The following is a 23,517-nucleotide window of genomic DNA, read 5'->3' on the forward strand; positions in this document are numbered from 1 at the left end:
AATTTATGTAAATTAGAAGGATTGATGTGTGCTATATCGAATATTATAAATTGAACAAATTAAATATGTAAAGGAGTCTATTATGGGATCATATAGAATTTTAAAAATATTATCCAGCATAGTTGCCTTATTAGCGCTGATAGCATCATCTGTTGGTCTTTTTTGGATTAACAGCGGAACGCCCTTTTATGTCAATAATATATATGGAAACAGTGTTCAAATGTACGGAAATGGTTTGTACGCAAATGATACATATTTTAAAGCGCCCATACAAAGAGGAACAGATTTAGTAACACTATTTTTGGCAATACCATTGCTTGTATATTTGATTCTATATAATAAGCAAAATATGATCAAATGCAGGTTAATGCTTGTTAGTGTGCTTTCATATTTTTTATATTATTCGGCATCATTAGCTTTCGGGGTATCATACAATATATTGTTTCTTGTTTATATCATGCTTTTTTCTTCAAGCCTTTTCGCCTTCATGGTTGGTATAACAGGTATTGAATCAAAAAGTATATCAGATAAAATATCTGATAAAATGCTTCGCCGCAGTATTGCAATCTATATGGTTTTTGCAGGATCATCGGTTTTTGTGTGGCTATTTGAAATTATTGGCGCTTTATCTACAGGAAAACCACCAATAAGCTTAGGTATTTATACAACAGAACCAACATATGTTTTAGATCTGGGCATCATTGCACCCTCTGCCTTTACATGTGCTATTTTACTTTTTCGCAAAAAATCGTTGGGCTACATTTATGCAGCAATCTTACTCGTTTTAAATGCATTTGTTGGAGTTGTAGTCATTTCACAAACAATGTTTCAAAAGATCGCAGGAATTAATATAAGTGTACAAGAATTCATTACATTTGTAGGTGTTTTTATAATAATGAGCTTTATTGCGGCATTTCTTAATGCAAGGTTGTTGAAAAATATAAGCGATTAAGTATAAAATGTATCTGTCCTTTCATAGTGCATCTAATATTGATTAATAAATAATAATTGCATGCTGAAGCAGTTTATAGTTTTTCATAAGAGCCTTAAGAGGTATGAATCGGACAAAGAGCATGTGAAGTAACATGTATTGATTTAGCTATGCATATTGTTGCCGAAAAACCATTAGGCGTACCTCAAAATAGTCGTGATGCTATAGCAATGGGATTAAGTATAAGTAAGTGTTTCATTATAAGCCTGTTTTAAATATTATAAATAAAAAATATAAGATGGCAACGAATGTCGTTATAAGTTATTACAATACTTCCAAAGTCTATAGATTCTTGAAGTATTATATTTCAAGTAAAATATTTAGTTAGTGCCCAAATAAGGAAGAATAACTTTTATAAATTTTATTATCAAATCTAATTCTTTCGGAGAACATTTTTCTAATAAACTATTAATCTCAGCATTTTTACTGGAATTTAAAGTACTATAATTGCTAACTGAATCGTGCACATAGTATTCATTATTTGGGGATTTACCAAAAATAAGGTAGTCTAAAGATACATGCAAACAATTTGCCACATTGATTAGTACTGGCAAACTCATTTGCCTCTCTCCTCTTTCCAGTTGCCCAACATAGTAATCCGAAAGATCTATAATTTCCGCAAATTCTTCTCTTGTAAGGTTGAGTTTTTCTCTCTCTTCCCGTATTCTTTGACCAATAGACTTTGTATCTACATTAATATTTTTTGCCATTTATAACACTCCTATATAAAACTACTTTACCTAATTTTCATTATCATATGAATATGCGATATGCATAATTATAATATTTGCAAATAGCATATATTTGATGTAGAATTATAAAGTAATGCTATAAAAGGAGTGAACTTTGTGAACGTCAAAGATAGAATTGAAACTGCAAGGCGGATTCTCAATAATGCAGTTGAAATGAATATGCGCCAAGAAATTATAATGAAATTAAGTAAGATAATAGACAGATATATTATTGAATATTATCAAACCAGATTAGAACAAGAATGTGATAAGAAATAAAAAATATTTGCATATAGGTTAAGGTTAAATAAACTTATATTTAGTATTGTTTTTTTTTTTTTTTTTTTTGAAAAATATTTTTACTTAGGATTACAAATTTCAATTTTATAACCTTAATTTAAATTAAAAATATAATAAATTAATCAATGAATGGTTATGTATTCGTTTAATAACGAAAATATAATGTAAATAAATGAAAATTTTAATTTAATATTGACATTTTATAATAGTTACATTATACTTAAATTAAGTTAAAAATAAAACATAAAATAAACGGAAATGGTGATAAATATGGAGAAAGTAACCTTACAAGATATTGCAGATGTAATCGGTGTATCAAAAAATACGGTATCAAAGGCTTTGCGTGGCTCTGACGGAGTAAGTGCGGAAGTAAAAAATAAAATATTGGATACAGCAATTAGAATGGGATATAAAAAAATAAAAGACTTACCCAATAAAATTATTAATGTAACAGTATTGTGCCGTGAAGACTTTCTTGTGGAATCAACTTTTTGGTCAAATGTTTTATTTGGTATCGAAAATTCAACTAGAAACAATAATTTAAAATTAAGTATTACTGCTATTGACGTTGAGGGTGAAGAAAATTTAAATATACCTCAAACTATTACCAAAGAAACAACAAACGGAATAATAATTGTAGGAACTTTGAACGACAAATTTATAAAAAAGGTAGAAGCAACAAAGATCCCATTTGTTATAGTAGATCATTATAGTGAAGAAATTGAATGCGACTATATAAATTCTGCTAATGAGAATGGCATATATAAAGCACTAAAATATTTTTATGAAAATGGGCATAAAAAAATAGGTTTTATTGGAAATAACGAATGGGCATATAGTTTTAAACAAAGATATTACTCGTATGTGAGATATATGAAAGAATTTAATTTAAGCATAGATAGTGAATATGTATGGCTTGATATAAACCTCAAGGGAACTGACTTTTTTAAAGATGTTGAATATTTTAAAAGAAAAATTTCTCTGACTGATGACTTCCCAACGGCATGGATATGTGCAAATGATAAAATAGCATTGGTTTTCATCAGAAGTTTAGTAGAAATGGATATAAATGTACCTGATAGGGTTTCAGTAATAGGATTTGATAATATCGAAATTGGCGCTCTTTCTTATCCTGCATTAACTACAGTAAATATCCCCAAACAGGCCCTTGGTGAAAAAGCTGTTCAGCAATTAATATATAGAATGAATGATCCTGAGAGACCATATGAAGACATCAGATTAAGTACAAACCTTGTTATTCGTGATTCTGTTAAAAAGGTGATTTAAACCTTTTTATAAATCTTTATTAAAAAGGAGATGGGATTAGCATTAATGAAAACATTTATATTTAATTACTTAAAAATAAATATAAAAATTAATTTTGCGTGGGAGGAGCAGTTATGAAAGTTAAAAAATTAATTTCACTTCTAGTAACTACAACAGTAATTTCCACTTCACTTGCTGGCTGTGCTAAAACGAACGATAGTAACAACAATAAAACGAGCAGTACAAACGGACAGCTAAAAGGTTCGATTACAGTATTGACACACAGGACAGATATGACGGATGTTTTTAATAAATACGCAGAAGAATTCCAAAAGTTACATCCTGGAACAATTGTTAAATTTGAGAATTTAAATGATTATCAAAATGCGATTTCAACAAGAATGTCCACTGGGAACTATGGCGATGTTTTGATGCTTCCTGCTAATATCACAAAAGATAAATATAAAGACTTTTTTGCGCCGCTAGGGACAAGAAAAGAACTTTCAAAAACTTATAATTATCTTGATAATTTTGATGTCAATGGTACAATTTATGGTATCCCTACAGGTGCAAATGCAACAGGTTTTGTATACAATGAAAAGGTTCTAAAAGAAGCAGGTGTAACTAGCCTTCCAACAACTCCAGAGGAATATATAAATATGCTTAAAGCGATTAAGGAAAAGACAGATGCTATTCCTTATTACACGAACTATACATCTGATTGGGCGCTAACAAACTTTTCTAATGCGTTGCAAATAGGAATTTCCGGTGATATAGATTACATGAACAAGATGATCTACAATCCAAACGAATTTATAAAAGGTTCTGCCACATATACTTCATTAGATTTTCTTTATGAAGCTGTTAAAAATAAATTAGTAGAACAGGATCCAATGACTTCTGATTGGGAACGGTCAAAACAAGAAATGGCTGATGGCAAGATTGGCGTGATGTGTTTAGGTTCTTGGGCTATAGGCCAGATTCAAGCGAAGTCAAAAACACCAGAGGACATAAAGTTCATGCCAGTTCCAGTACGCCATGACGGAAAAGCAGTAGTTCAGGTAGGTCCTGACTATGGTATGGGTGTAAACGTCCATAGTAAGAATATCGAATTAGCAAAAGAGTTTTTAAAATTTTTCATCACAAAATATCCAAAGGATTCTAACATGTTTTCTCCTATTGTAGGTGCAAGTTTACCTGACTATTTAAGCGGCGCAAGTGACATTAAATTAGTTGAAGCCAAGCCAGGGACAACTCAACAGGCTAAAGACTTAGATACAGTTCAAAAAGTATCATTGATAAATTTAAACGATGGTACATGGATAAAGAAAATCATTGAAATTGGTTTAGGAGTTAGTAATGAAACTTTTGACCAATACATGTCTGAGTTAAATTCTAAATGGGCTAAAGGAGTTAAAGCTGTAGGGAAATAATTTTAATATGAAAGCGTGATAAATTTATATTCTTTAAAGTGATAATAATTTAGGTTTAGCTTTTATGCTTCATGTTCACGTTGCGGTATAAAGAGTGTGTGCATGGAGCATAAACTAAACCTATTAAATTATGTAAGCTGAATGTTTATATGATAAAGGAAACAAAAAATAGTATAATGTCATAATTGGTACTAGTCACGTTATCATAAATTCGAAAGGATGATTATATGGAAGCCTGTATTAAAAAGAAAAAGTTCAGTTTTTCTTCTTTAACATATAAAAAACAAAAGATAATAATCTCTATAACATTTTTATTTGTTCCACTATTATTGCTTATTTTATTTACCTATATTCCATCGATTTTTATGTTTGGATACAGCTTTACTGATTGGGATGGCATTAGTCCAACCAAAAATTTTGTAGGATTATATAATTATAAAATAATATTTAGTAGTGTAGATTATTTTAGACCGTTATTTGTCAGCTTATATTATATTGTGGCTGCTTTTATTCAAATTATACTGGCTGTTTGTATTTCTTACTTAATAAGTTTCAGATGTAAGTTTGCTAATTTATTTAAAGGTGTATATTTTTTTCCTTCACTGATTAACAGTGTTGCAATTAGCTTTATATTTATTTTCTTTTTCCAACCAGGTTCTACACTGGATACCGTTATGAAATTAGTTGGACTTGGAAAATTTATAAAGTTTTGGCTGCAGGATCCTAAGCTTATAAATATTTCGTTAGCATTTGTCTCTGTCTGGAGATATATAGGCTATGATATTGTTATGTTTTCTGCTGCTATGCAGTCAATACCTACGGATATTATAGAAGCTGCAGAAGTAGATGGCGCAAATAGGTTTCAACAATTTATTCATATTATAATTCCAGGTATATCAACAATTCTAAAATTGTTAATCTTTCTTTCCGTTACAGGTTCGCTAGCTGCTTTTGAAATACCATATATTATGACGGGCGGCGGCAATGGCAGTATGACATTTGTTATTCAAACAGTTAATTATGCGTTCCAAAACTATAGAGTTGGTTTAGCATCTGCTCTTGCTGTAATTCTGCTTTTGATCAGTATTTCAATATTCGTTATTCAAAGAGTTGTTTTAAAGGCGAGAGGTGCATAAGATTATGGTTAAAAAAATGAATTTCAAGGATATATTTTTTAGTACTCTTAAATATGCCATACTTATATTTTTGCTTTTTGTATTTGTTATACCTGTTTTAGTTATTTTCTTTGCAGCATTTAAAACTAATAAAGAATATGCAACAACTAGCGTTTTGACTTTACCGACAAGCTTTTTCGACTTTAAAAACTTTATTACTGCATTTGTAGATGGTCACATGCTAACCGGTTTTAAAAATACAATCATTATAATGATTTTTTCACTAGCTGGTTCTGTGCTTACAGGGTCGATGTCTGCTTTTATATTTAGTCGGTTTAAATCTCAAATAAGTAAAATCGCAAATTTTCTGTTTTTAGTTGCGACGATGATCCCTATGATTTCTACACAAGTTGCGACTTTCCAGATTATTAATGCTTTAGGCTTGTTCAATACGAGGCTGGCTCCAATAATATTGTATTGTGGTACTGATATTGTATCTATTTATATTTTTCTACAATTCATGGAAAATATTTCTGTTTCATTAGATGAATCAGCTATCATAGATGGGGCGAATTATTTTCAAGTATTTTTTAAAATTATTTTTCCGCTGATTAGGCCAGCAATTGCAACGGTATTAATTACAAAAGGTGTAGCTATTTACAACGACTTTTACATTCCATTTCTATATACACCTGATCAAAGCTTATTAACTGTATCAACAGCTTTATTTGCATTTAAGGGACCGTATGGTGCACATTGGGAGATAATATCTGCAGGCATAATTCTTATTATGATACCGACTTTGATTACTTTTATAGCCTTACAAAAACAAATTTATAATGGTTTAGTTGTAGGTTCTGTTAAGGAATAAATAAAAAGGAGATGTTATTATGAGCAAAATCATTGGTAGCAGTTTGAAAAACATACCATGGCAGGATAAGCCAGAAGGATTCGATGGGCCAATTTGGCGGTATACAGAAAATCCAATAATTGAGCGCAATCCAATGAAAGGAGTAACGCGTATTTTTAACAGTGCAGTTGTACCGTATGAAGGTTCTTTTATTGGGGTATTTCGCGGTGAAACTATCAATGGTAGACCGCATATATATTTAGGAAGAAGCAAAGATGGTTTGCATTGGGACTTCGATGAAGAAAAAATACAGTTTGTTGATGAAGATGGCAAACCATATCAACCACTTTACGCATATGATCCTAGGCTCGTTAAAGTAGAAGATGCCTATTACATCATTTGGTGTGGCGACTTTGATGGAGCTTCTATTGGCCTTGCAAGAACAACTGATTTCAAAACATTTACGCGTTTAGAAAATCCATTTTTACCATTTAATAGAAATGCTGTTTTATTTCCGCGTAGGATAAATGGCAAATACATCATGTTGTCTCGTCCAAGTGATAACGGGCACACTCAATTTGGTGATATTATGTTAAGCCAAAGCCCTGATTTGAAATACTGGGGAGAACATAGGCTTGTTATGCAAAAGGGTGGAAATGGATGGTGGCAGTCTGTTAAAATTGGATGCGGACCGGCACCGATTGAATTAGATGAAGGATGGCTGATTTTCTATCATGGAGTAACAGGTACATGTAATGGATTGGTTTACTCCATGAGCGCAGCTATATTAGATAAGGGCAATCCAGCTAAAGTTTTGTATCGTGCTGGAAGTTTTATGATGACGCCAGAAGAATGGTATGAAGAAAAGGGATTTGTTCCAAATGTGGTATTTCCATGTGCTGCATTATGCGATGCCGATACTGGAAGAATTGCACTATACTATGGTGCTGCTGATTCGTATGTTGCAGTAGCTTATACAACCGTAGATGAAACTTTAAACTTCATTAAAGAGCATAACGAACTTTTAGGCTTTGATAAAACAGACGGAAGAATATAGAGGAAGATTTTATATGGATAAGTTATATGAATGTCAAATAGAACATCTGAAAAACTACAAAGGAATTGGAGATGCACCAGCAGATTATGATGAGTATTGGGAAAGAGCAAAAAAGGATTTGGAAAATGCTTCTTTAAACTATGAGTTGATACGAAGCGATTTTGTAACTCGAAGTTGTGATGCATATGATTTGTATTTTACAGGTGTAGGGGGAGCCAGAATCCACTGCCAGTTTTTAAAGCCTAAAAATATAGTGGGAAAAATTCCAGCCATTGTAATGTTTCATGGATATTGGAGCAACTGTGGTGAGTGGAGTGGGAAACTGCAGTATATTGCAGAAGGCTTCTGCGTTTTAGCTATGGATGTTAGAGGGCAGGGCGGTACAAGCATTGATAATGGCATATATAAAGGGAACACTCAAAGTGGACATATTATACGTGGATTAGAAAGCAATAGTCCGGATGATTTATTCTATAGGAATGTATTTTTAGATGCTGCACAATGCGTAAGGATTCTCCAAAGCATGGATTTTGTAGATGAAAAGAATGTATTTGCTACCGGAGCATCCCAAGGTGGAGCACTAACAATCGCATGTGCATCGCTGGTAGATGACTTAAAAGGAGCAGCAGCAATATATCCGTTCCTTTGCGATTTCCGGGGCATTTACCAAAATAATTTTAAATGTCCAAGCTACGAAGAAATCACATGGTACTTTAGACAGAAGGATCCAAATCATTTAATGGAAGATTTTTTCTTTGAACGTCTTGGATATATAGATTTGAAAAATCGTGCGAAAGATGTCAAGTGTAATGTATTATGGATGACAGCTTTGATGGATACTGTATGTCCGCCATTTTCACAAATGGCAGCATACAACAATATTACATCAGAAAAGCAGATTATATTTTTCCCGGAATATCAACATGAGTATCTGCTATATTCAGGGGATATAATTCTCAAATATTTTATTGAACTTTTAGAACCATGATCAAAAGCGCATCATTGTGTGCGCTTTTTTAGAGTTAAGATAGGAGGTTTGCATGTTGACATTTGATTTGTTATATAAGGAAACTAAAAAAGAATTATTAAACCATATTATGCCCTTTTGGAATAAATTAAAAGATGACCGCGGAGGGTTTTATGGATATATGGATTATGATTTGAATGTGGATAAAAATGCGGTAAAGGGTGTTATATTAAATAGCCGTATTTTGTGGTTTTATTCCAATGTTTATTTAACTTGTAAAATTAAAGAAGCTTTAAACTATGCAAAACATGCATTTGAATTTTTAAAAAACTACTGCATAGATAAAGAAAATGGTGGTGTATACTGGTCATTAAATTATGATGGTACTCCTTTTGATGATGTGAAGTATACCTATAATCAGGCATTTGCCGTTTATGGATTATCTTCTTATTATGACGCTACTAAAGATGAAAATGCACTTAAGCTAGCTTACGAACTTTTTAACATTATGGAAACTAAATGTGTAGATCAGTATGGATATACAGAAGCTTTTGATAGAACTTGGAACTTAATCGATAATGAGCAGCTTTCAGAGGATGGATTTCGTGCGGACAAGACTATGAATACATTATTACACATTCTGGAAGCATACACAGAACTTTATCGTGTAGATAGAAATGAAAAAGTAGGAAGAAAATTAAAGGATATACTTCTTGCCTTTAAAGATATAGTTTATAATGCAGATACTCATATCTTAAGAGTGTTTTTTGACAGTAAGATGAACTCCATTGCAGATATATATTCCTACGGACACGATATTGAAGCAAGCTGGCTTATAGACAGAGCTTGTGAGGTTCTTGGTGATGCAGAGCTTACAAAAGAAATTGCACCAATGACATCAGGGATTGTTGACATGGTGCTAAAGACTGCTTATGAAAATGGTGCACTTAATAATCAAAATTGTGCAGGGAGAATTGATAAAACAAGAGTATGGTGGGTACAGGCAGAAAGCGTTGTAGGTTTTTTAAATGCATATGAGAAAACGAAGGATAAGAAATACCTGGTCGCAGCTTTGGAAATTTGGGACTATATTAAAAAGCATATCATTGATAAAAGGGTAGGTTCGGAGTGGTTTTGGGATGTTGATTTTGAAGGTAAGCCTTCCAGCAGAAAACCAATTGTAGAACCCTGGAAATGTCCTTATCATAATGGGAGAATGTGTATGGAGGTAATTAAAAGATATAAAAAGTTTTAATAAATTAGTAAAACAAGAACAGAAAAAATACGAGCTTTATTTACAGGAAAAAATTAAGTAGATGAGCGCTTCTACAATGGAATTTACGAAAGATATAAATATCTTGTTTTAACTCGTGATCATACACCATTATTTTGGAAATATGACTTCAATCTAGAGATAAATCCATATTTTATGGAAAGATTAGGGTTTAATGCTATAATGAATTTTGGCGCTACTGAACTAAATGGCAAGTTTTATTTAATATGATATTAGCAAAAGCATTTTTGAATGCAAAAGAATTTTACTGGAATAAATAATAGACTTTCTTTTAGAGAAAAAATGGAGGATTATTATGCCTATTCATTATTATGAAAAATCAAAGTCCTTTAAGCTTGATGCAAAAGATACAAGCTATGTAATAGCAATTGTTGATGAAGAGCAATTTTTAGGACATGTTTATTTTGGTGAGAAAATTCCAGATGAAAATGTAAATTATTTAATGCGCCTAGAGGAGCCACCATTTATACCTTCAAAAAACAATAGGGATAGAATGTCCTTTTTAGATAGCTTTCCAACTGAATATTCTACAGGAGGGTTAGGAGATTTTAGGGAATCGTGCTTACAGGTTATGACAAAGTCAGGCATATCTGCTTGTGGTATTTTCTATAATTCACACAAAATTTATGAAGGCAAGCCTAAATTAAAAGGCTTACCGGCTACATTTGGGGGAGAAAAAGACTGTACAACTTTAGAAATAACTTGCATGGATAAGAATTTGAATTTAGAAGTAGTTTTAATTTATACCGTTTTTGAAAACCTGGATGTTATAACAAGAAGTGTAAGGGTAAAGAATTGTTCAAATGAAGATATCATATTAACAAGAGTTTTATCCGCTTGTGTGGATTTTGACAGAATTGACATGGACATGATCACTTTGCATGGTTCATGGGCAAGAGAATGCCATATATGCAGAAGAAGTGTTAACTTAGGAAAGCAGGGTATTTCTTCTGCAAGAGGTGAATCAAGCCATCAAGTTAATCCATTTCTGGCAGTGATGGATAAAAGTGCTACTGAAGATTCTGGCGAAGTGTATGGATTTAATTTTGTATATTCCGGAAATTTTTTTGCTCAGGCAGAAGGATGCCAATTTGACACAACCCGTGTTATAATGGGTATTAATCCTTTTGATTTTGCCTGGAAGCTGGAACCACAAGAGGAGTTTGTAGCTCCTGAAGTTGTTATGGTTTATTCAAATAGCGGTATAGGGAAAATGTCTAGAACTTTTCATGACTTATACCGGAATCACCTTATTCGTGGAGAATACAAGGACAAAAAGCGTCCTATTTTAATTAATAATTGGGAAGCTACTTACTTTGATTTTGATACAGAAAAACTATTAAGTATAGCAAGAGAAGCATCTAAGCTTGGTATTGAAATGCTGGTTATGGATGATGGTTGGTTTGGGAAAAGAAACAGTGACAATTGTTCTTTAGGTGATTGGGTAGTTAACGAATATAAAATAAAAGGCGGGCTTAAATATTTAGTAGATGAAGTTAACAAGCTTGGAATGAAGTTTGGAATTTGGTTTGAACCTGAAATGATTTCACCAGATTCTGATTTATATAGAGCACATCAAGACTGGTGCATTCATATTGAAGGAAGAGTAGGTACGCTTTGTCGCAGCCAATACGTATTAGATTTGTCTAGAAGAGAAGTTAGAGATTATGTTTATGAAAGCTTAAGAAATATTTTACTTAGTGCAAATATTGAATATGTAAAATGGGATATGAACCGGCAGCTTAGTGATGTTGGAAATAGTATTCTTCCACCTGAGCGCCAGAGAGAAATCTGGCATAGATATGTGCTAGGGGTTTATGAGTTAATGGACAGGTTAACTACAGAATTCCCACATATACTTCTAGAAAATTGCTCAGGAGGTGGTGCTAGGTTAGATCCTGGTATGTTATACTACAGTCCTCAAATTTGGATTTCAGATGATACAGATGCTATTGAAAGGTTAAAAATTCAGCATGGTGCTTCTTATGTTTATCCTGTATCAGCTATGGGTACCCACGTAAGTGATTGCCCAAATCATATTGTTGGAAGAATAACTCCTTTTGAAACTAGAGGATTAGTTGCTCTTTCTGGAACTTTTGGATACGAGCTGGATATTACTAAAATTTCGCAGGAAGATAGAAATATGATACCAAAACAAATAGCCATGTATAATAAATATAATGATTTGATACGTGGAGTACACCGTATTGGGAATTCATTTGAAAATCCGGAGTTTTACTGTGTGAAGTATGTTGCAAAAGATAAAAGCGAAGCCTTGGTGGTTTATGTTCAAGTTTTAAATCGGCCAAATTATCACAGCAGAAGAATTCGTTTAAAGGGGCTACGAAAGAATGCCTTCTACCGCAACGAAGAGACAAATGAAGTGTATTCAGGAAGTACACTTATGAATGGTGGCTTTCTCATAAAAGGTTTATGGGGAGACTTTAAATGTATATTGTTGTATTTTATATGTGAGCAAAATTAATACAAGAGCTTTTTAAATATAACGGCAGAATATTGAGGAATAAAATAAAAATAATGGGACGTATACAAAGTGCATCCCATTATTTTTATTTTATTCAACTACCATTTCAAGGTTAACTTCTTTTTCATTCTCAACATCAACAAAATATAGTACAATTGCACCTAATATGATAAAAAAGATAAGTGAGAATATACCAAAACGGCTGTTTCCTGTAAATAAGCTGGCAAAACCGAAAATCATTGGTCCCATCCAATCCGATAGTTTATTGAATATACTATAAAAACCGAAAAACTCTGCTGTTCTCTCCTTAGGAACGAGATTTGAGAAAAGCGAACGGCTTAGAGCTTGACTGCCGCCTTGCACCATTGATACAGCAAAAGCTAAAATCCAGAAATGCAAAGCATTCTTCATAAAAAAACCGCCTATACATATAAGACCATATATGAAAAGGCATATGTATATACTATTCTTTGTGCCCCATCTATTAGCATATTTTCCGAAAATCATTGTAAATGGGAATCCAGCAAATTGTGTCAACAATAATGCGCCCATAAGCGATACTTGATTTATACCGATATCTCTTCCATATGTTGTTGCCATTGCTATGATAGTTCCTATTGCATCATTATATAACCAGAAAGCTATTAGAAATTTAAATAACTCCTTATATTTCATTATATTTAAGAATGTATTTCCAAGTCTATTAAAACTTCCAATTATTAATTTACTAAAATGGTGTTTCTCAATTTTTGCAGGTTTACGCTCTTTTAGATTAATAAATATCGGCAATGAAAAGATAAACCACCATATGCTTACAGATAAAAATGAAAGTTTAGTTGCTTCTAATGTATCATGTATGAAAAAGAATTTTGGGAATTGTATCATTAATATATTTATTGCTAGAAGAAGTCCACCACCGAGATATCCAAATGCAAAACCTTTTGATGAAACATAATTTCTTTCTTCTTCGTCAACTATGTCGGGTAAAAATGAATCATAAAAGACATTTCCACCGGCAAAACCTATTACAGCAATTATATATATTGCTGATGCTAATAAATATTGTCCTTTATTTACCATCATAAAAAAACCAGTAGATATTATTCCAAGCAATGCTAGTGTGATAAGATATTTCTTTTTAGAATAAGAATAATCTGCGAGTGTACCAATAATCGGTGATAAAATTATAAGGACAAGCATTGAAATTCCTGCAGTAAAGCCCCAATAGGCAGATGCTACCGACCCAGGCAAGTTTCCTGCTGCTACATCATGATAAAAAATTGGGAATACTGCGGCACAAATTGTCGTTGCAAATGCCGAATTTGCCCAGTCATACATAACCCATGAAAATACTTCTTTTTTGTTAGAATCCATAAGTTATTCATCCTTTCTTTTAATCTCAAGGATATTATAACATTGTATATTAGTGACTTATGTTAAATTTAGGTTAAAAGATAAGGGGGAGAAATTAAGTACATATGATAAATTTGTTATAAGTATATAATATTTAATTGTAGTGGTTTGATTTATCAAATCTTTTTTGGGCCTTTAAGAATAATGACAATTCAATTAATCTAACATATATATGTCAAAGATAGGATTTTAATAAGTTTAATTTTATTGCAAATGATTAAGTATAAGAATAACAAAAAAGGATTAATATGGATTATAATAATCTATAAGATCTTGTGAACTATTATTATTAACTTAATACAAGAGTATTACTATAATGTTATTAGGACGTATGTCCTAATTATAAGTCTTCAAAGAAAGACGGCTGTCTAACATAAGGTGTGAAAGAATTGCCGATTAATAAATTTAAGTCAGCGAAATATTAATATAATCAATCTGGATGGTTATGATTTAGAAAGAGGTTATGCTTTATGGAAGAAAAAACTCAGGCACAAAAAATTTTAGATGCAGCGTATAATTGTATTTCATCAAAGGGATATGCAAATGTATCTTTAAGAGAAATAGCTGATGAAGCGGGTGTAGTACTAAGCCAACTTAATTATTATTTCGGGAATAAGGAAGGGCTTTTTGCTGAAGTAATAAAAATTATGATTAACAAATACATGAAAGAAATAGTTAAGGCATTAAGAAAAGGTGAATCAGCTAAAGAAAAGTTGTTATCAATAATTAATTTTTTTAGGGAAATGCTTAAAAACAATCCGGAATTATTTCGGATGTTATATGATTTGACTGGATTATCCATTTGGTCAACTTCATTTAATGATTTATTGAAAGAGTTATTTAATGGAATATCAGAATTGATCGAAGAAAATATATTGTCAAAAACAACTTTAAATGGAAGTCTAAAAGGATATTCATCAAAATCAATAGCGCGAATGATACTTGGCGCGATGTTTGGTACAGCCATACCAGATAGTATTGGAACCTGATCAAAAAGAAATATCAGATGCATTGGATGCTGTTCAGATAATATTTGAATAATGTAGGTGAAACATGTAGGTGAAACAGGTACAAAAACAATTAATTCGATGACAACGGCTAATTGATTTGAGAATACCACGAAAGGGTCTTATAAGGGGTGACGAAATAGAGGCATATTTATCAAATTATATTAAGGAAGACTTTAAAGATTTAAATATACCGCTATATGTAATAGATACAGATATAAATAAAGGTAAAGAAGTAATATTTTCAGAGGGGTCTTTATTAAAAGCTGTATGAGCAAGTATATTTATACCAGTAATACTATTACACAGAAAAACAAATGAAAAGAATGAGGTATATGGAGATATAAAAGTTTATATGATAAGGCCTGGAGTTGAAAAATTAAGTGGTTTAGGTTCGATTGTGCAGAGGATTGTATAAAAAAAGGATTAGAAGCTGTTGAACCCATTATTATGGAAATAAAGGGTCAAGATTTTGATATTATTAAATATTCAAAGAGTATGTGAAGCCTCATTTATTGTTTCACAAAAATTTTTAGGCATCCCGCAAAATAGTCGAGATGCTTTTGAACTGCATAAAAACGAAAATATGCAGGTAATGAGTAAATCAGTTATATTAGCATTACTTATATATACATTTTCTTATTTTCTTTCTGCTAAATTTTATAAAAGTCGCGAATTTTAATTAACTTTGAATTATAGCTGCTTCAAAAAATCAATTGAAAACATATGTAAAAACTAATATACTATATATGGAGTAAATATTTTATATAGGAGTGTTGTGAGTGTTTGAAGCAGCGATTTTTGATATGGATGGTGTGTTGATTGACAGTGAACCACTGCATCTTAAACTTGAAGAGGAATTTTATAAGATACTGGGTGTCGATGTTTCACTGGAAGAGCATCTTACATATGTAGGTACAACATCACATTTTATGTGGAGTAATATCATCAATAAATATAAGCTTCCATATACTGTTGAGGAACTCGTAGAAAAAGATAGGAAGAGATATCTTGACTATATAACAGATAATAAAGAAGATGGAATTATCCCTATAGAAGGTGTAAAAGACCTTATAGAAGATTTATATAAAAGAGGAACGAAACTTGCAGTTGCATCATCTTCTCCATTTAACGTAATTGAAATTGTAGTAGAGAAGTTGGGTATTTCAAAGTATTTTGATGAACTTGTTACAGGGGACTTTGTTGAAAAAAGCAAACCTGAACCGGATATATTTTTATATGCTGCAAACAAACTAAAAAAGGATCCCAAAAACTGTGCTGTTATTGAAGATTCACATAATGGGGTTTTGGCAGCGAAGAAGGCTGGTATGAAAGTTATTGGATTTCAAAATCCTAATTCGGGCAATCAAGATTTGAAAGTGGCAGATATTATAGTGAATTCTTTTCATGAATTAAATTATGATAAAATAAAAGCCTTATTTTAGGTTTATATTATTAATTAATATACAAATTGCTTTTATATTATCTATAAAATGTGGAAAGAGAGTGGAAAACAATAAAATCACAATGGAACAATTATATTGATGAATAATAGAAGGATATATGAATAATTTGTAGAAATATATATATAGTTATTTTTGCTAATAGAGAGAAGTCATAAAGAGGTCCATTGTGAAAGGAATGAATGCTTAGATGGAACAATACGATGTCTTACTAATAAACCCACCTTCGAGAAATATGAAGGAAAAATATGAGCACCTTGGTTTAATGTATATAGCCGCAGTTTTAAGGAAGAATGGAATACGAGTTAAAATTGATGATATACCATTATATGATTTAGATCCAAATATCGTTGTTAGTGATATAAAGATTGAGAAGCCGAAAATAATAGGTGTAAGTGTACCATTTCAAGATAGTGCCAAAGAAGCATTTGAATTTATTGAAAATATAAGAAAATCTGGATTTTTAGAGCATATTTCTATAGGCGGTATTTATCCGACTTTTTCTTATGAAGAAATAATGAATTTATATCCTTCAATTGATTCGGTGGTTATTGGCGAAGGCGAACTTACATTTTTGGAGCTTACAAAGAAAATTTTAAATGATGAAAATTGGAAAGATGTGATAGGTATTGCATATCATGAAGGAAATGGTATCAAATTAAATGAAAAGAGACCTTTAATTGAGGACATTGATAGTTTTCCGTTTCCTGAAAGGGATACACTGCCAATTGTATTACTTAAATCAGGTTTTGCGTCAATTCTTACATCAAGGGGTTGCTATGGTAGATGTAGCTTTTGCAGTGTTGGGCCTTTCTTTTCACAGTTCGGCCCCAAATATAGACTTAGAAGTACGGAAAATGTCTTGGAGGAAATTGATCTTTTGTATAATAAATACAATGTGAGGAATCTATTTTTCAATGATGCGGAATTTATAGGTGGCAAGGGAAGAGGGTATGAAAGGGCGTGGAAACTGGCTGAAGAGCTAATTGCGAGAAATTATGATTTGCATTTTAGCATACAGTGTAGGGTAAATGATGTCGATGAAGAACTTTTTACACTTCTTAAAAATGCAGGCTTAAGAAGGGTGTTCCTTGGTGTTGAATCAGGTTCACAGACTATACTTGACCGCTTTAACAAAGATGCTACTGTAGAAGAAAATATTAAGGCTTTAAAGATATTGAATAAACTTGAGTTATATATTTCGATGGGATTTATAATGTTTGATCCACATATAAATTATAAGGAACTTAGCGATAATATTGCATTTATAAACAATGCTAGTAAACTAATAGGCAAAGATAGACTTAATTATTATCCGATAAGTAAGCTTTTGCCGCTTGCTGGGACACAAGTTGAGAGTGAAATGAAAAAATCAGGAAGATATAAAGGGAATACACTTAATTATAGTTACGATTTTGATGATCATACTATAGGTATGATTTACAATGTTGCTGATGGCCTATATAAACTTTTCAGCAATATTAAGAAATCATTTGGACATAGAAATAACGATAATAAGTGGATGGAAAGATAAAACCCCTTTACTAAATTGCAAAGGGGGCTTTTTCTAACAACATTATTCTATTTTATCATGAAATTATGAGTTGCATATTTAATGAAAATATCTTTAGCTAATAGTATATCTGCTTAGTTGTACAATTATTATAGGTATGATAATGATTTTTATCATATGATGTCTTACCATCCATTCTGTGGACATGACCATTCTTAGTTCTTATACCAGGACCTGTGTATTCGCAAATATAGTGTTTATGGCCACTTTCAACTGTTGTATATCCTGAATAATAATGAATATGGCTCAAGCCATAATTTATTGCATAGCTTGTGGCGCCACAATAATTATGACAATGTTCGAGTACGGTACTTGTAGTTCCGGAATAATCGTGATAGTGTTTATCTCCATCTGGCATATATATACCTCCAAATATATATATTTAAATATAGAATATAATATGCCATTTCTTATATTATGTTAATATATATTTAAGTTTCAAAATAATATAAGATATTTATTTACTATAAAATAATTAAATGTATATTAAAAAAATGGGACAAGGAAACGATCCCTGTTCCACTATTGTATGTCTATTCTTCTACCTTTTTGCTTTTCAGGATGAAGTTTTGGCATTACAATTGTAAGTATGCCATTTTCAAATTTTGCTGTTGTCCTCTCTGAATCTACTTCAGATGGAAGTCCTACTCTTCTTTCAAATGAACCATAATACCTTTCATTTAGGTAATAATTTTGGTTTTTCTTCTCAGCCACTTTTGAAGTTTGCCCTTTAATCTCAAGTACGTTGTCATGTACATTTATTTCAATATCTTTTTTATCGACACCTGGCAGTTCTGCAGTTGCAGTTACTTCTGTATCTGATTCTGTTATATCAATTTTTGGCCTTACAAACATGTTTGAAAATGCCGGTAAATTAAAATCGAAGTTAAAATCGGGCCATAATTCATTACAATGCCATTTGATTAAACTCATTTAAGACACCTCCAAAATTTTTTTTCAATAATATTTTGTGAGAAATATATTTTTTTATTCTTACATTTTTATTATATGTATGGTAAAATCAAATGTAGACAATTTTAAAAAAGAGGAGTTTTATTATGAGACCATCAGAAAAAGATGCAAATAAAGTATATCTCTTAGTTTTAATACTCTTTATATTTGTTGGGTCTTATGTTCAAAGGAAATCGTTGTATTCGGGCCTTGTTATAACGGAATTTGGCATTGTTCTTTTGCCAGTTATACTTTTTTTGGCTTTAAAGAGATTTGACATAAAATACGTATTGAGATTCAATCGACTTAAAGTTGGTCATGCATTATTGATCATTGCTATAATGATATGTGGATTATTTGTATCAAGTTTTTTAGGTGTTTTAACAAACTATTTTTTGAGCAAAATAGGGAGAGTACCGCTTCCACCTATTACTGCTGCAAGCGATTTTAAAGGATTAATTATACAGATTCTAATTGTTTCCGGAACTGCGGCACTATGTGAAGAAATTCTCATGAGAGGATTAATCATGAGGAGCTACGAGATGAGAGGGTCGATTAAAGCTGTTGTGATATCCGGTATAATGTTTGCAGCTCTTCATTTGAATATACAAAACTTTTTAAGCATAATTTTTTTGGGCTGCCTTCTCGGATATGTGGTACATAGGACAGATTCCATATTTGCTGGTATGTTAGGACATTTTACAAATAATACTTTGGCACTAATGACTCAATATATCACATTTAATTTTGCAAAGGTTCAAAAATTGCAACCAAATTCTATGATAAAAGTGGATATATCGTTTATTTCAGTCATTGCGTATAGCATTGTAGCTATTATATTTGGCTTTATCCTTTATCTATTGTTAAAATTATTAGTGAATACGACAAACCCATATATAATATATAGTCCTACAAAAATCAAAGATGATTTTAAGATATTGTTGCACTGGCCTTTATCTATATCGGTATTTATTTTTATTGCTATGATTATACTAGAGGTTTTGAAGATATCTGGTTCATCATTTAGCTTTTTTAAAATGTTGACATAAGTTATAAATTGCGATAAAATATAGTTAGATGCAATCGGTTTCACTAAGGCGGTGATATTAATGAACGTAACAATAAAAGATGTAGCACGGCGTGCAAATGTTGCACCTTCAACTGTATCAAGGGTTATAGCAGACAACCCGAGGATAAGCAAGGAGACAAAAGATAGAGTCTGGAAGGTGATGGAGGAATTGGGATACTATCCAAATGCAATAGCTAGAAGCCTTGCTAGCAAGATGACATATACAATCGGACTAATTATGCCTCGTTCTGCGGAGGATGCCTTTTCAAACCCATTCTTTCCAGAAGTGATGAGAGGTATTAGCGTTGTAGCACACAATGAAAAATACGACTTGTTAATTTCTACATCAGGAAATGAAGAAGAGGAAAAAGATGCTGTTATAAATATGGTAAAGGGTAGAAAAGTCGATGGAATCGTACTTCTGTGTTCCAGGACTACAGATAAACTTATACCATGGCTTAGAAAAGAGAGGTTTCCTTTTACAGTTATCGGCAAGCCACTTGATTCAAAGGATGTCTGCTGGGTTGATAATGATAATATCGGTGCATCAAGACTTGCTACAAATTATTTAATAAAGCATGGCCATAGGAAGATCGCTTTTATTAGTGGTTCACTCGAGTTCGTCGTAAGTTTGGATAGGCTTGATGGATATAAATTGGCCCTTGAAGAAAATCATATTCCTTTTGACAGAGATTTGGCACAACAGGATGAGTTTTCAGAAGATGGCGGATATAATGCAATGATGAGGATTTTAAAGCATAAAAAACCGACAGCCGTCGTTGTTACAGATGATATAATGTCATTTGGGGTAATAAGGGCAGCAATTGATTCGGGCTTTAAAGTACCACAAGATATATCCCTAATCGGTTTTAATAATATACCACTTTCTGAGTTTGCAAATCCGCCACTTACAACAATTGATATTTCAACATTTGAATTGGGCGTTAAATCTGCAGAACTTTTAATTCACAATCTTAAAAACAAGGATGCCAAAGCAAATCATATTATAGTTCCTGTAAAGCTTATAGAAAGAAAATCATGCATAATAAAAAATAAATAGGCCCTTAAAAGGCCTATTTATTATGCACCTACAGCGGCTTTCTTATTGTAGTTTAAAAGTAATTCTCCAATTTTGTAGATATCGCCGGCACCTATTGTTATAACCAAATCACCGCTCTTTAATATGCTTTTTAGATATTCTGCTATGTCGGTAAACTCTTTTATATAATATGTTTCATTTCCTCTTTCTTTGATCAAATTGGCAAGATCTCTTGCATGTATAATGCCAGAATCTTTTTCTCTAGCAGCATAAATATCCGTAATTATCGTTATGTCCGAGTTATCAAAAGAACTTGCAAAATCGCACAATAAGGATTTTGTTCTTGAATACGTGTGGGGCTGAAACACGCAAATTATACGCTTATGAGGATAATTTAATGCAGATAACAAAGTCGCTTTAATTTCTGTCGGATGGTGTGCGTAATCGTCAATTATAATAGCACCATCGATTGCTCCTTTAACTTCAAATCTCCTATGGGTTCCTTTAAATTTTTTCATCCATGTTGCAGCTTTTTTTACATCAACCCCCAATAAGCTACAAACTGCTAATGTGGCAAGGGCATTATAGACATTATGCCTACCTACAATAGATAATTCATAGTTACCAACATATTTACCATTGTAATATGCATCAAAAGAGGGACAACCCTTTTCATCAAATTTTATTTTTTTGGCATTCCAGTTACACTTATTATCTATTCCAAATGTTATTATATTGCGGTCGACATTTTTAAGGACACTCATGGTGTTTGCATCGTCACCACATGCGACTACAAATCCATCACTTGGCACGAGGTTTGCAAATTGTGTGAAGGATTGCTTTATATTGTCAATGTTTTTAAAATAGTCGAGGTGGTCTGAATCAACATTTAGGATGACAGCTATATATGGATAAAATTTAAGAAAGCTGTCAGTGTATTCGCATGCCTCAGTAACAAAATAATCTGAGTTTCCCACTCTTACATTTCCACCTATAACGTCGACTTCTCCTCCAACAAGGACTGTTGGGTCATAACTCATTTCTTCAAGGAGTACAGATATTAATGATGTTGTTGTTGTCTTACCATGACTTCCTGCAATACCTACTCCATATTTGTATTTTTTCATTATTTTTCCGAGCAATGTTGCTCTATCTATAACTGGTATATTAAGCTCCTTAGCTCTTACCATTTCAGGGTTATCCTGTTTTACAGCTGCAGTGTAGACAACTAAATCTGACCCTTCAACAGACTTTGCATCATGAGGAATATTTATGATTGCGCCTTCATTTCTTAATCTTTGTATAATATGTGAATCCTTAAGGTCAGAGCCTGTTACAATATGACCGGCATTAAGCATTATATGCGCAAGCCCGCTCATGCTTATTCCGCCAATTCCAATAAAATGTACTCTATTAAAATTTTCTATATTTATATCCATTAAAATTACACCTCTTTCAGGTTTTGCTATTATTATTACCATAAATTAGCTAAATTATTAATGACAAAATACTATACAAAAAGATTATATCATATATTGCAAATTTATGAACTTTAAAATATAATTTAAAGTAAAAGTTTGTCTTTGGAGGTTTTTCGATGAATATTTATAAAAGGTACGAGAGAATTAGTGTAATACTAAAAATCCTGTCCGAAAACCCCAATACATTATTTAATTTGAATTATTTTATGGATCTATTTAAGACGGCAAAGTCAACTGCATCTGAGGATATAGAAATACTTAAAAGTACCTTAAAAAAGTTCGGCTTTGGTGAAATAAAAACGGTAGCAGGTGCTGGTGGTGGAATAAAATATATTCCTATCAATAGTATAGATAGTTATCACGAATTTATGATAGATATATGCAAAAAGCTTGAAGACCCGAAAAGAATAATACCGGGGGGGTTTTTGTATACTGCAGACATAATTTATTCGCCATCTGCAGCAAATAAAATAGGGGAGATTCTTTCGCATCCGTTTCAGGAGAAAGAAGTAGATGCTGTTGTAACTGTGGAAACGAAGGGGATACCTATAGCCTTAATGTGTGCAAGATCACTAAATGTTCCACTTGTTATTATAAGGCAGGACAACAGAGTAACTGAGGGTTCATCTGTTTCAATAAATTATGTATCTGGGTCTAAGATGCAAATAAGAGCGATGTCACTTTCAAGAAGGTCACTTGAGCGAAATTCAAAAGTCGTCCTTATTGATGATTTTATGAAGGCGGGTGGCACAATAAAAGGAATGATGGAGCTTATGAATGAATTCGACGCAGAAGTCTTAGGTGCTGGTGTTATGATTGCTACGAAAGAGCCAGAAGTTAAAGTTGTTAAAAATTATTTTTCACTTTTTACCCTGGTTGAAATGGATGAAGAGAAAAACTTAATAGAGATGGAAATAAGTGACTGGCTTAAATAGATGTATAAGGCGAAAAATTATGGAAATAATAGACAAGATGGCATAAAATGAAATTTTTTATCAAAATTTTTCTGAATTTTAAATTTTGATGGAGGAA

22 protein-coding genes are annotated in these 23,517 nt (G+C 32.1%); 17 read left to right on the forward strand and 5 right to left on the reverse strand.

The features are described 5' to 3' along the window. The first annotated feature begins 82 nt into the window (after positions 1–82). Positions 83–952 carry a hypothetical protein gene (locus tag CPG45_RS07325; protein WP_096231292.1) on the forward strand — a complete coding sequence of 290 codons (870 nt, stop codon included), beginning with the start codon at positions 83–85 and terminating at the stop codon, positions 950–952. 359 nt (positions 953–1,311) lie between these two features. On the opposite strand, the gene CPG45_RS07335 is transcribed toward CPG45_RS07325, so the two are convergent. Further along, positions 1,312–1,701, reverse strand: coding sequence for a helix-turn-helix domain-containing protein (locus CPG45_RS07335; protein WP_096231293.1), 390 nt, complete (start codon positions 1,699–1,701; stop codon positions 1,312–1,314). A gap of 138 nt (positions 1,702–1,839) precedes the next feature. On the opposite strand from CPG45_RS07335, the gene CPG45_RS07340 reads away from it, so the two are divergent. The 9 genes from CPG45_RS07340 (at position 1,840) to CPG45_RS07385 (ending at position 12,489) form a co-directional block, all read left to right on the forward strand. Continuing rightward, positions 1,840–2,001 carry a Spo0E family sporulation regulatory protein-aspartic acid phosphatase gene (locus tag CPG45_RS07340; protein ID WP_096231294.1) on the forward strand — a complete coding sequence of 54 codons (162 nt, stop codon included), beginning with the start codon at positions 1,840–1,842 and terminating at the stop codon, positions 1,999–2,001. A 291-nt stretch (positions 2,002–2,292) separates the two neighbouring features. Continuing rightward, positions 2,293–3,309 (forward strand): LacI family DNA-binding transcriptional regulator, encoded by a 1,017-nt coding sequence (locus CPG45_RS07345; RefSeq protein ID WP_096231295.1) that lies wholly within the window; start codon positions 2,293–2,295, stop codon positions 3,307–3,309. Between the two features lie 113 nt (positions 3,310–3,422). Continuing rightward, positions 3,423–4,721 (forward strand): ABC transporter substrate-binding protein, encoded by a 1,299-nt coding sequence (locus tag CPG45_RS07350; protein WP_096231296.1) that lies wholly within the window; start codon positions 3,423–3,425, stop codon positions 4,719–4,721. A 227-nt stretch (positions 4,722–4,948) separates the two neighbouring features. Beyond that, on the forward strand, positions 4,949–5,857 hold the full coding sequence (locus CPG45_RS07355) for a carbohydrate ABC transporter permease (RefSeq protein ID WP_096231297.1): 909 nt from the start codon (positions 4,949–4,951) through the stop codon (positions 5,855–5,857). A gap of 4 nt (positions 5,858–5,861) precedes the next feature. After that, positions 5,862–6,707 carry a carbohydrate ABC transporter permease gene (locus CPG45_RS07360; protein ID WP_231969046.1) on the forward strand — a complete coding sequence of 282 codons (846 nt, stop codon included), beginning with the start codon at positions 5,862–5,864 and terminating at the stop codon, positions 6,705–6,707. 19 nt (positions 6,708–6,726) lie between these two features. Further along, positions 6,727–7,743, forward strand: a complete 1,017-nt coding sequence (locus CPG45_RS07365) for a glycoside hydrolase family 130 protein (protein ID WP_096231298.1) — start codon at positions 6,727–6,729, stop codon at positions 7,741–7,743. A gap of 13 nt (positions 7,744–7,756) precedes the next feature. Continuing rightward, on the forward strand, positions 7,757–8,731 hold the full coding sequence (locus CPG45_RS07370; protein ID WP_096231299.1) for an acetylxylan esterase: 975 nt from the start codon (positions 7,757–7,759) through the stop codon (positions 8,729–8,731). Between the two features lie 52 nt (positions 8,732–8,783). Next, entirely contained in the window at positions 8,784–9,965 is a 1,182-nt protein-coding gene (locus CPG45_RS07375; RefSeq protein WP_096231300.1) for an AGE family epimerase/isomerase, read from the forward strand. Between the two features lie 334 nt (positions 9,966–10,299). After that, positions 10,300–12,489, forward strand: a complete 2,190-nt coding sequence (locus CPG45_RS07385; RefSeq protein WP_096231301.1) for an alpha-galactosidase — start codon at positions 10,300–10,302, stop codon at positions 12,487–12,489. Between the two features lie 90 nt (positions 12,490–12,579). On the opposite strand, the gene CPG45_RS07390 is transcribed toward CPG45_RS07385, so the two are convergent. Further along, positions 12,580–13,863, reverse strand: coding sequence for an MFS transporter (locus tag CPG45_RS07390; protein WP_096231302.1), 1,284 nt, complete (start codon positions 13,861–13,863; stop codon positions 12,580–12,582). A 509-nt stretch (positions 13,864–14,372) separates the two neighbouring features. Here CPG45_RS07390 and CPG45_RS07395 point away from each other — a divergent pair. From CPG45_RS07395 to CPG45_RS07410, 4 genes are all read left to right on the forward strand, one after another. Next, the gene (locus CPG45_RS07395; RefSeq protein ID WP_231969047.1) at positions 14,373–14,891 is read left to right on the forward strand and encodes a TetR/AcrR family transcriptional regulator; all 519 of its coding nucleotides are present in this window, start codon (positions 14,373–14,375) and stop codon (positions 14,889–14,891) included. A gap of 118 nt (positions 14,892–15,009) precedes the next feature. Further along, complete coding sequence (locus CPG45_RS16830) at positions 15,010–15,183, forward strand: patatin-like phospholipase domain-containing protein (RefSeq protein WP_157732347.1); 174 nt, start codon at positions 15,010–15,012, stop codon at positions 15,181–15,183. 508 nt (positions 15,184–15,691) lie between these two features. After that, on the forward strand, positions 15,692–16,354 hold the full coding sequence (locus CPG45_RS07405) for an HAD family hydrolase (RefSeq protein WP_096231304.1): 663 nt from the start codon (positions 15,692–15,694) through the stop codon (positions 16,352–16,354). Between the two features lie 208 nt (positions 16,355–16,562). Then, entirely contained in the window at positions 16,563–17,906 is a 1,344-nt protein-coding gene (locus CPG45_RS07410; RefSeq protein ID WP_096231305.1) for a B12-binding domain-containing radical SAM protein, read from the forward strand. Positions 17,907–18,003: 97 nt separating this feature from the next. Here the strand turns inward: CPG45_RS07410 and CPG45_RS07415 are convergent, their stop codons facing one another. After that, complete coding sequence (locus tag CPG45_RS07415) at positions 18,004–18,303, reverse strand: YmaF family protein (protein WP_096231306.1); 300 nt, start codon at positions 18,301–18,303, stop codon at positions 18,004–18,006. A gap of 164 nt (positions 18,304–18,467) precedes the next feature. Next, positions 18,468–18,878 (reverse strand): Hsp20/alpha crystallin family protein, encoded by a 411-nt coding sequence (locus CPG45_RS07420; protein WP_096231307.1) that lies wholly within the window; start codon positions 18,876–18,878, stop codon positions 18,468–18,470. 125 nt (positions 18,879–19,003) lie between these two features. Here CPG45_RS07420 and CPG45_RS07425 point away from each other — a divergent pair, with 125 nt between their 5' ends. Both CPG45_RS07425 and CPG45_RS07430 read left to right on the forward strand, forming a co-directional pair. Beyond that, positions 19,004–19,945, forward strand: a complete 942-nt coding sequence (locus CPG45_RS07425; protein ID WP_096231308.1) for a CPBP family intramembrane glutamic endopeptidase — start codon at positions 19,004–19,006, stop codon at positions 19,943–19,945. Between the two features lie 60 nt (positions 19,946–20,005). Next, a complete protein-coding gene (locus tag CPG45_RS07430; RefSeq protein WP_096231309.1) occupies positions 20,006–21,025 on the forward strand; it encodes a LacI family DNA-binding transcriptional regulator in 1,020 nt (339 codons plus the stop codon). Positions 21,026–21,045: 20 nt separating this feature from the next. On the opposite strand, the gene murC is transcribed toward CPG45_RS07430, so the two are convergent. Then, positions 21,046–22,443 carry a UDP-N-acetylmuramate--L-alanine ligase gene (gene murC / locus CPG45_RS07435; RefSeq protein ID WP_096231310.1) on the reverse strand — a complete coding sequence of 466 codons (1,398 nt, stop codon included), beginning with the start codon at positions 22,441–22,443 and terminating at the stop codon, positions 21,046–21,048. A 158-nt stretch (positions 22,444–22,601) separates the two neighbouring features. Here murC and purR point away from each other — a divergent pair, with 158 nt between their 5' ends. Continuing rightward, positions 22,602–23,420, forward strand: a complete 819-nt coding sequence (purR, locus tag CPG45_RS07440) for a pur operon repressor (RefSeq protein ID WP_096231311.1) — start codon at positions 22,602–22,604, stop codon at positions 23,418–23,420. Positions 23,421–23,517 lie beyond the last annotated feature (97 nt).

Origin of the sequence: Thermoanaerobacterium sp. RBIITD (assembly GCF_900205865.1) — a bacterium.
GTDB lineage: Bacteria > Bacillota > Thermoanaerobacteria > Thermoanaerobacterales > Thermoanaerobacteraceae > Thermoanaerobacterium.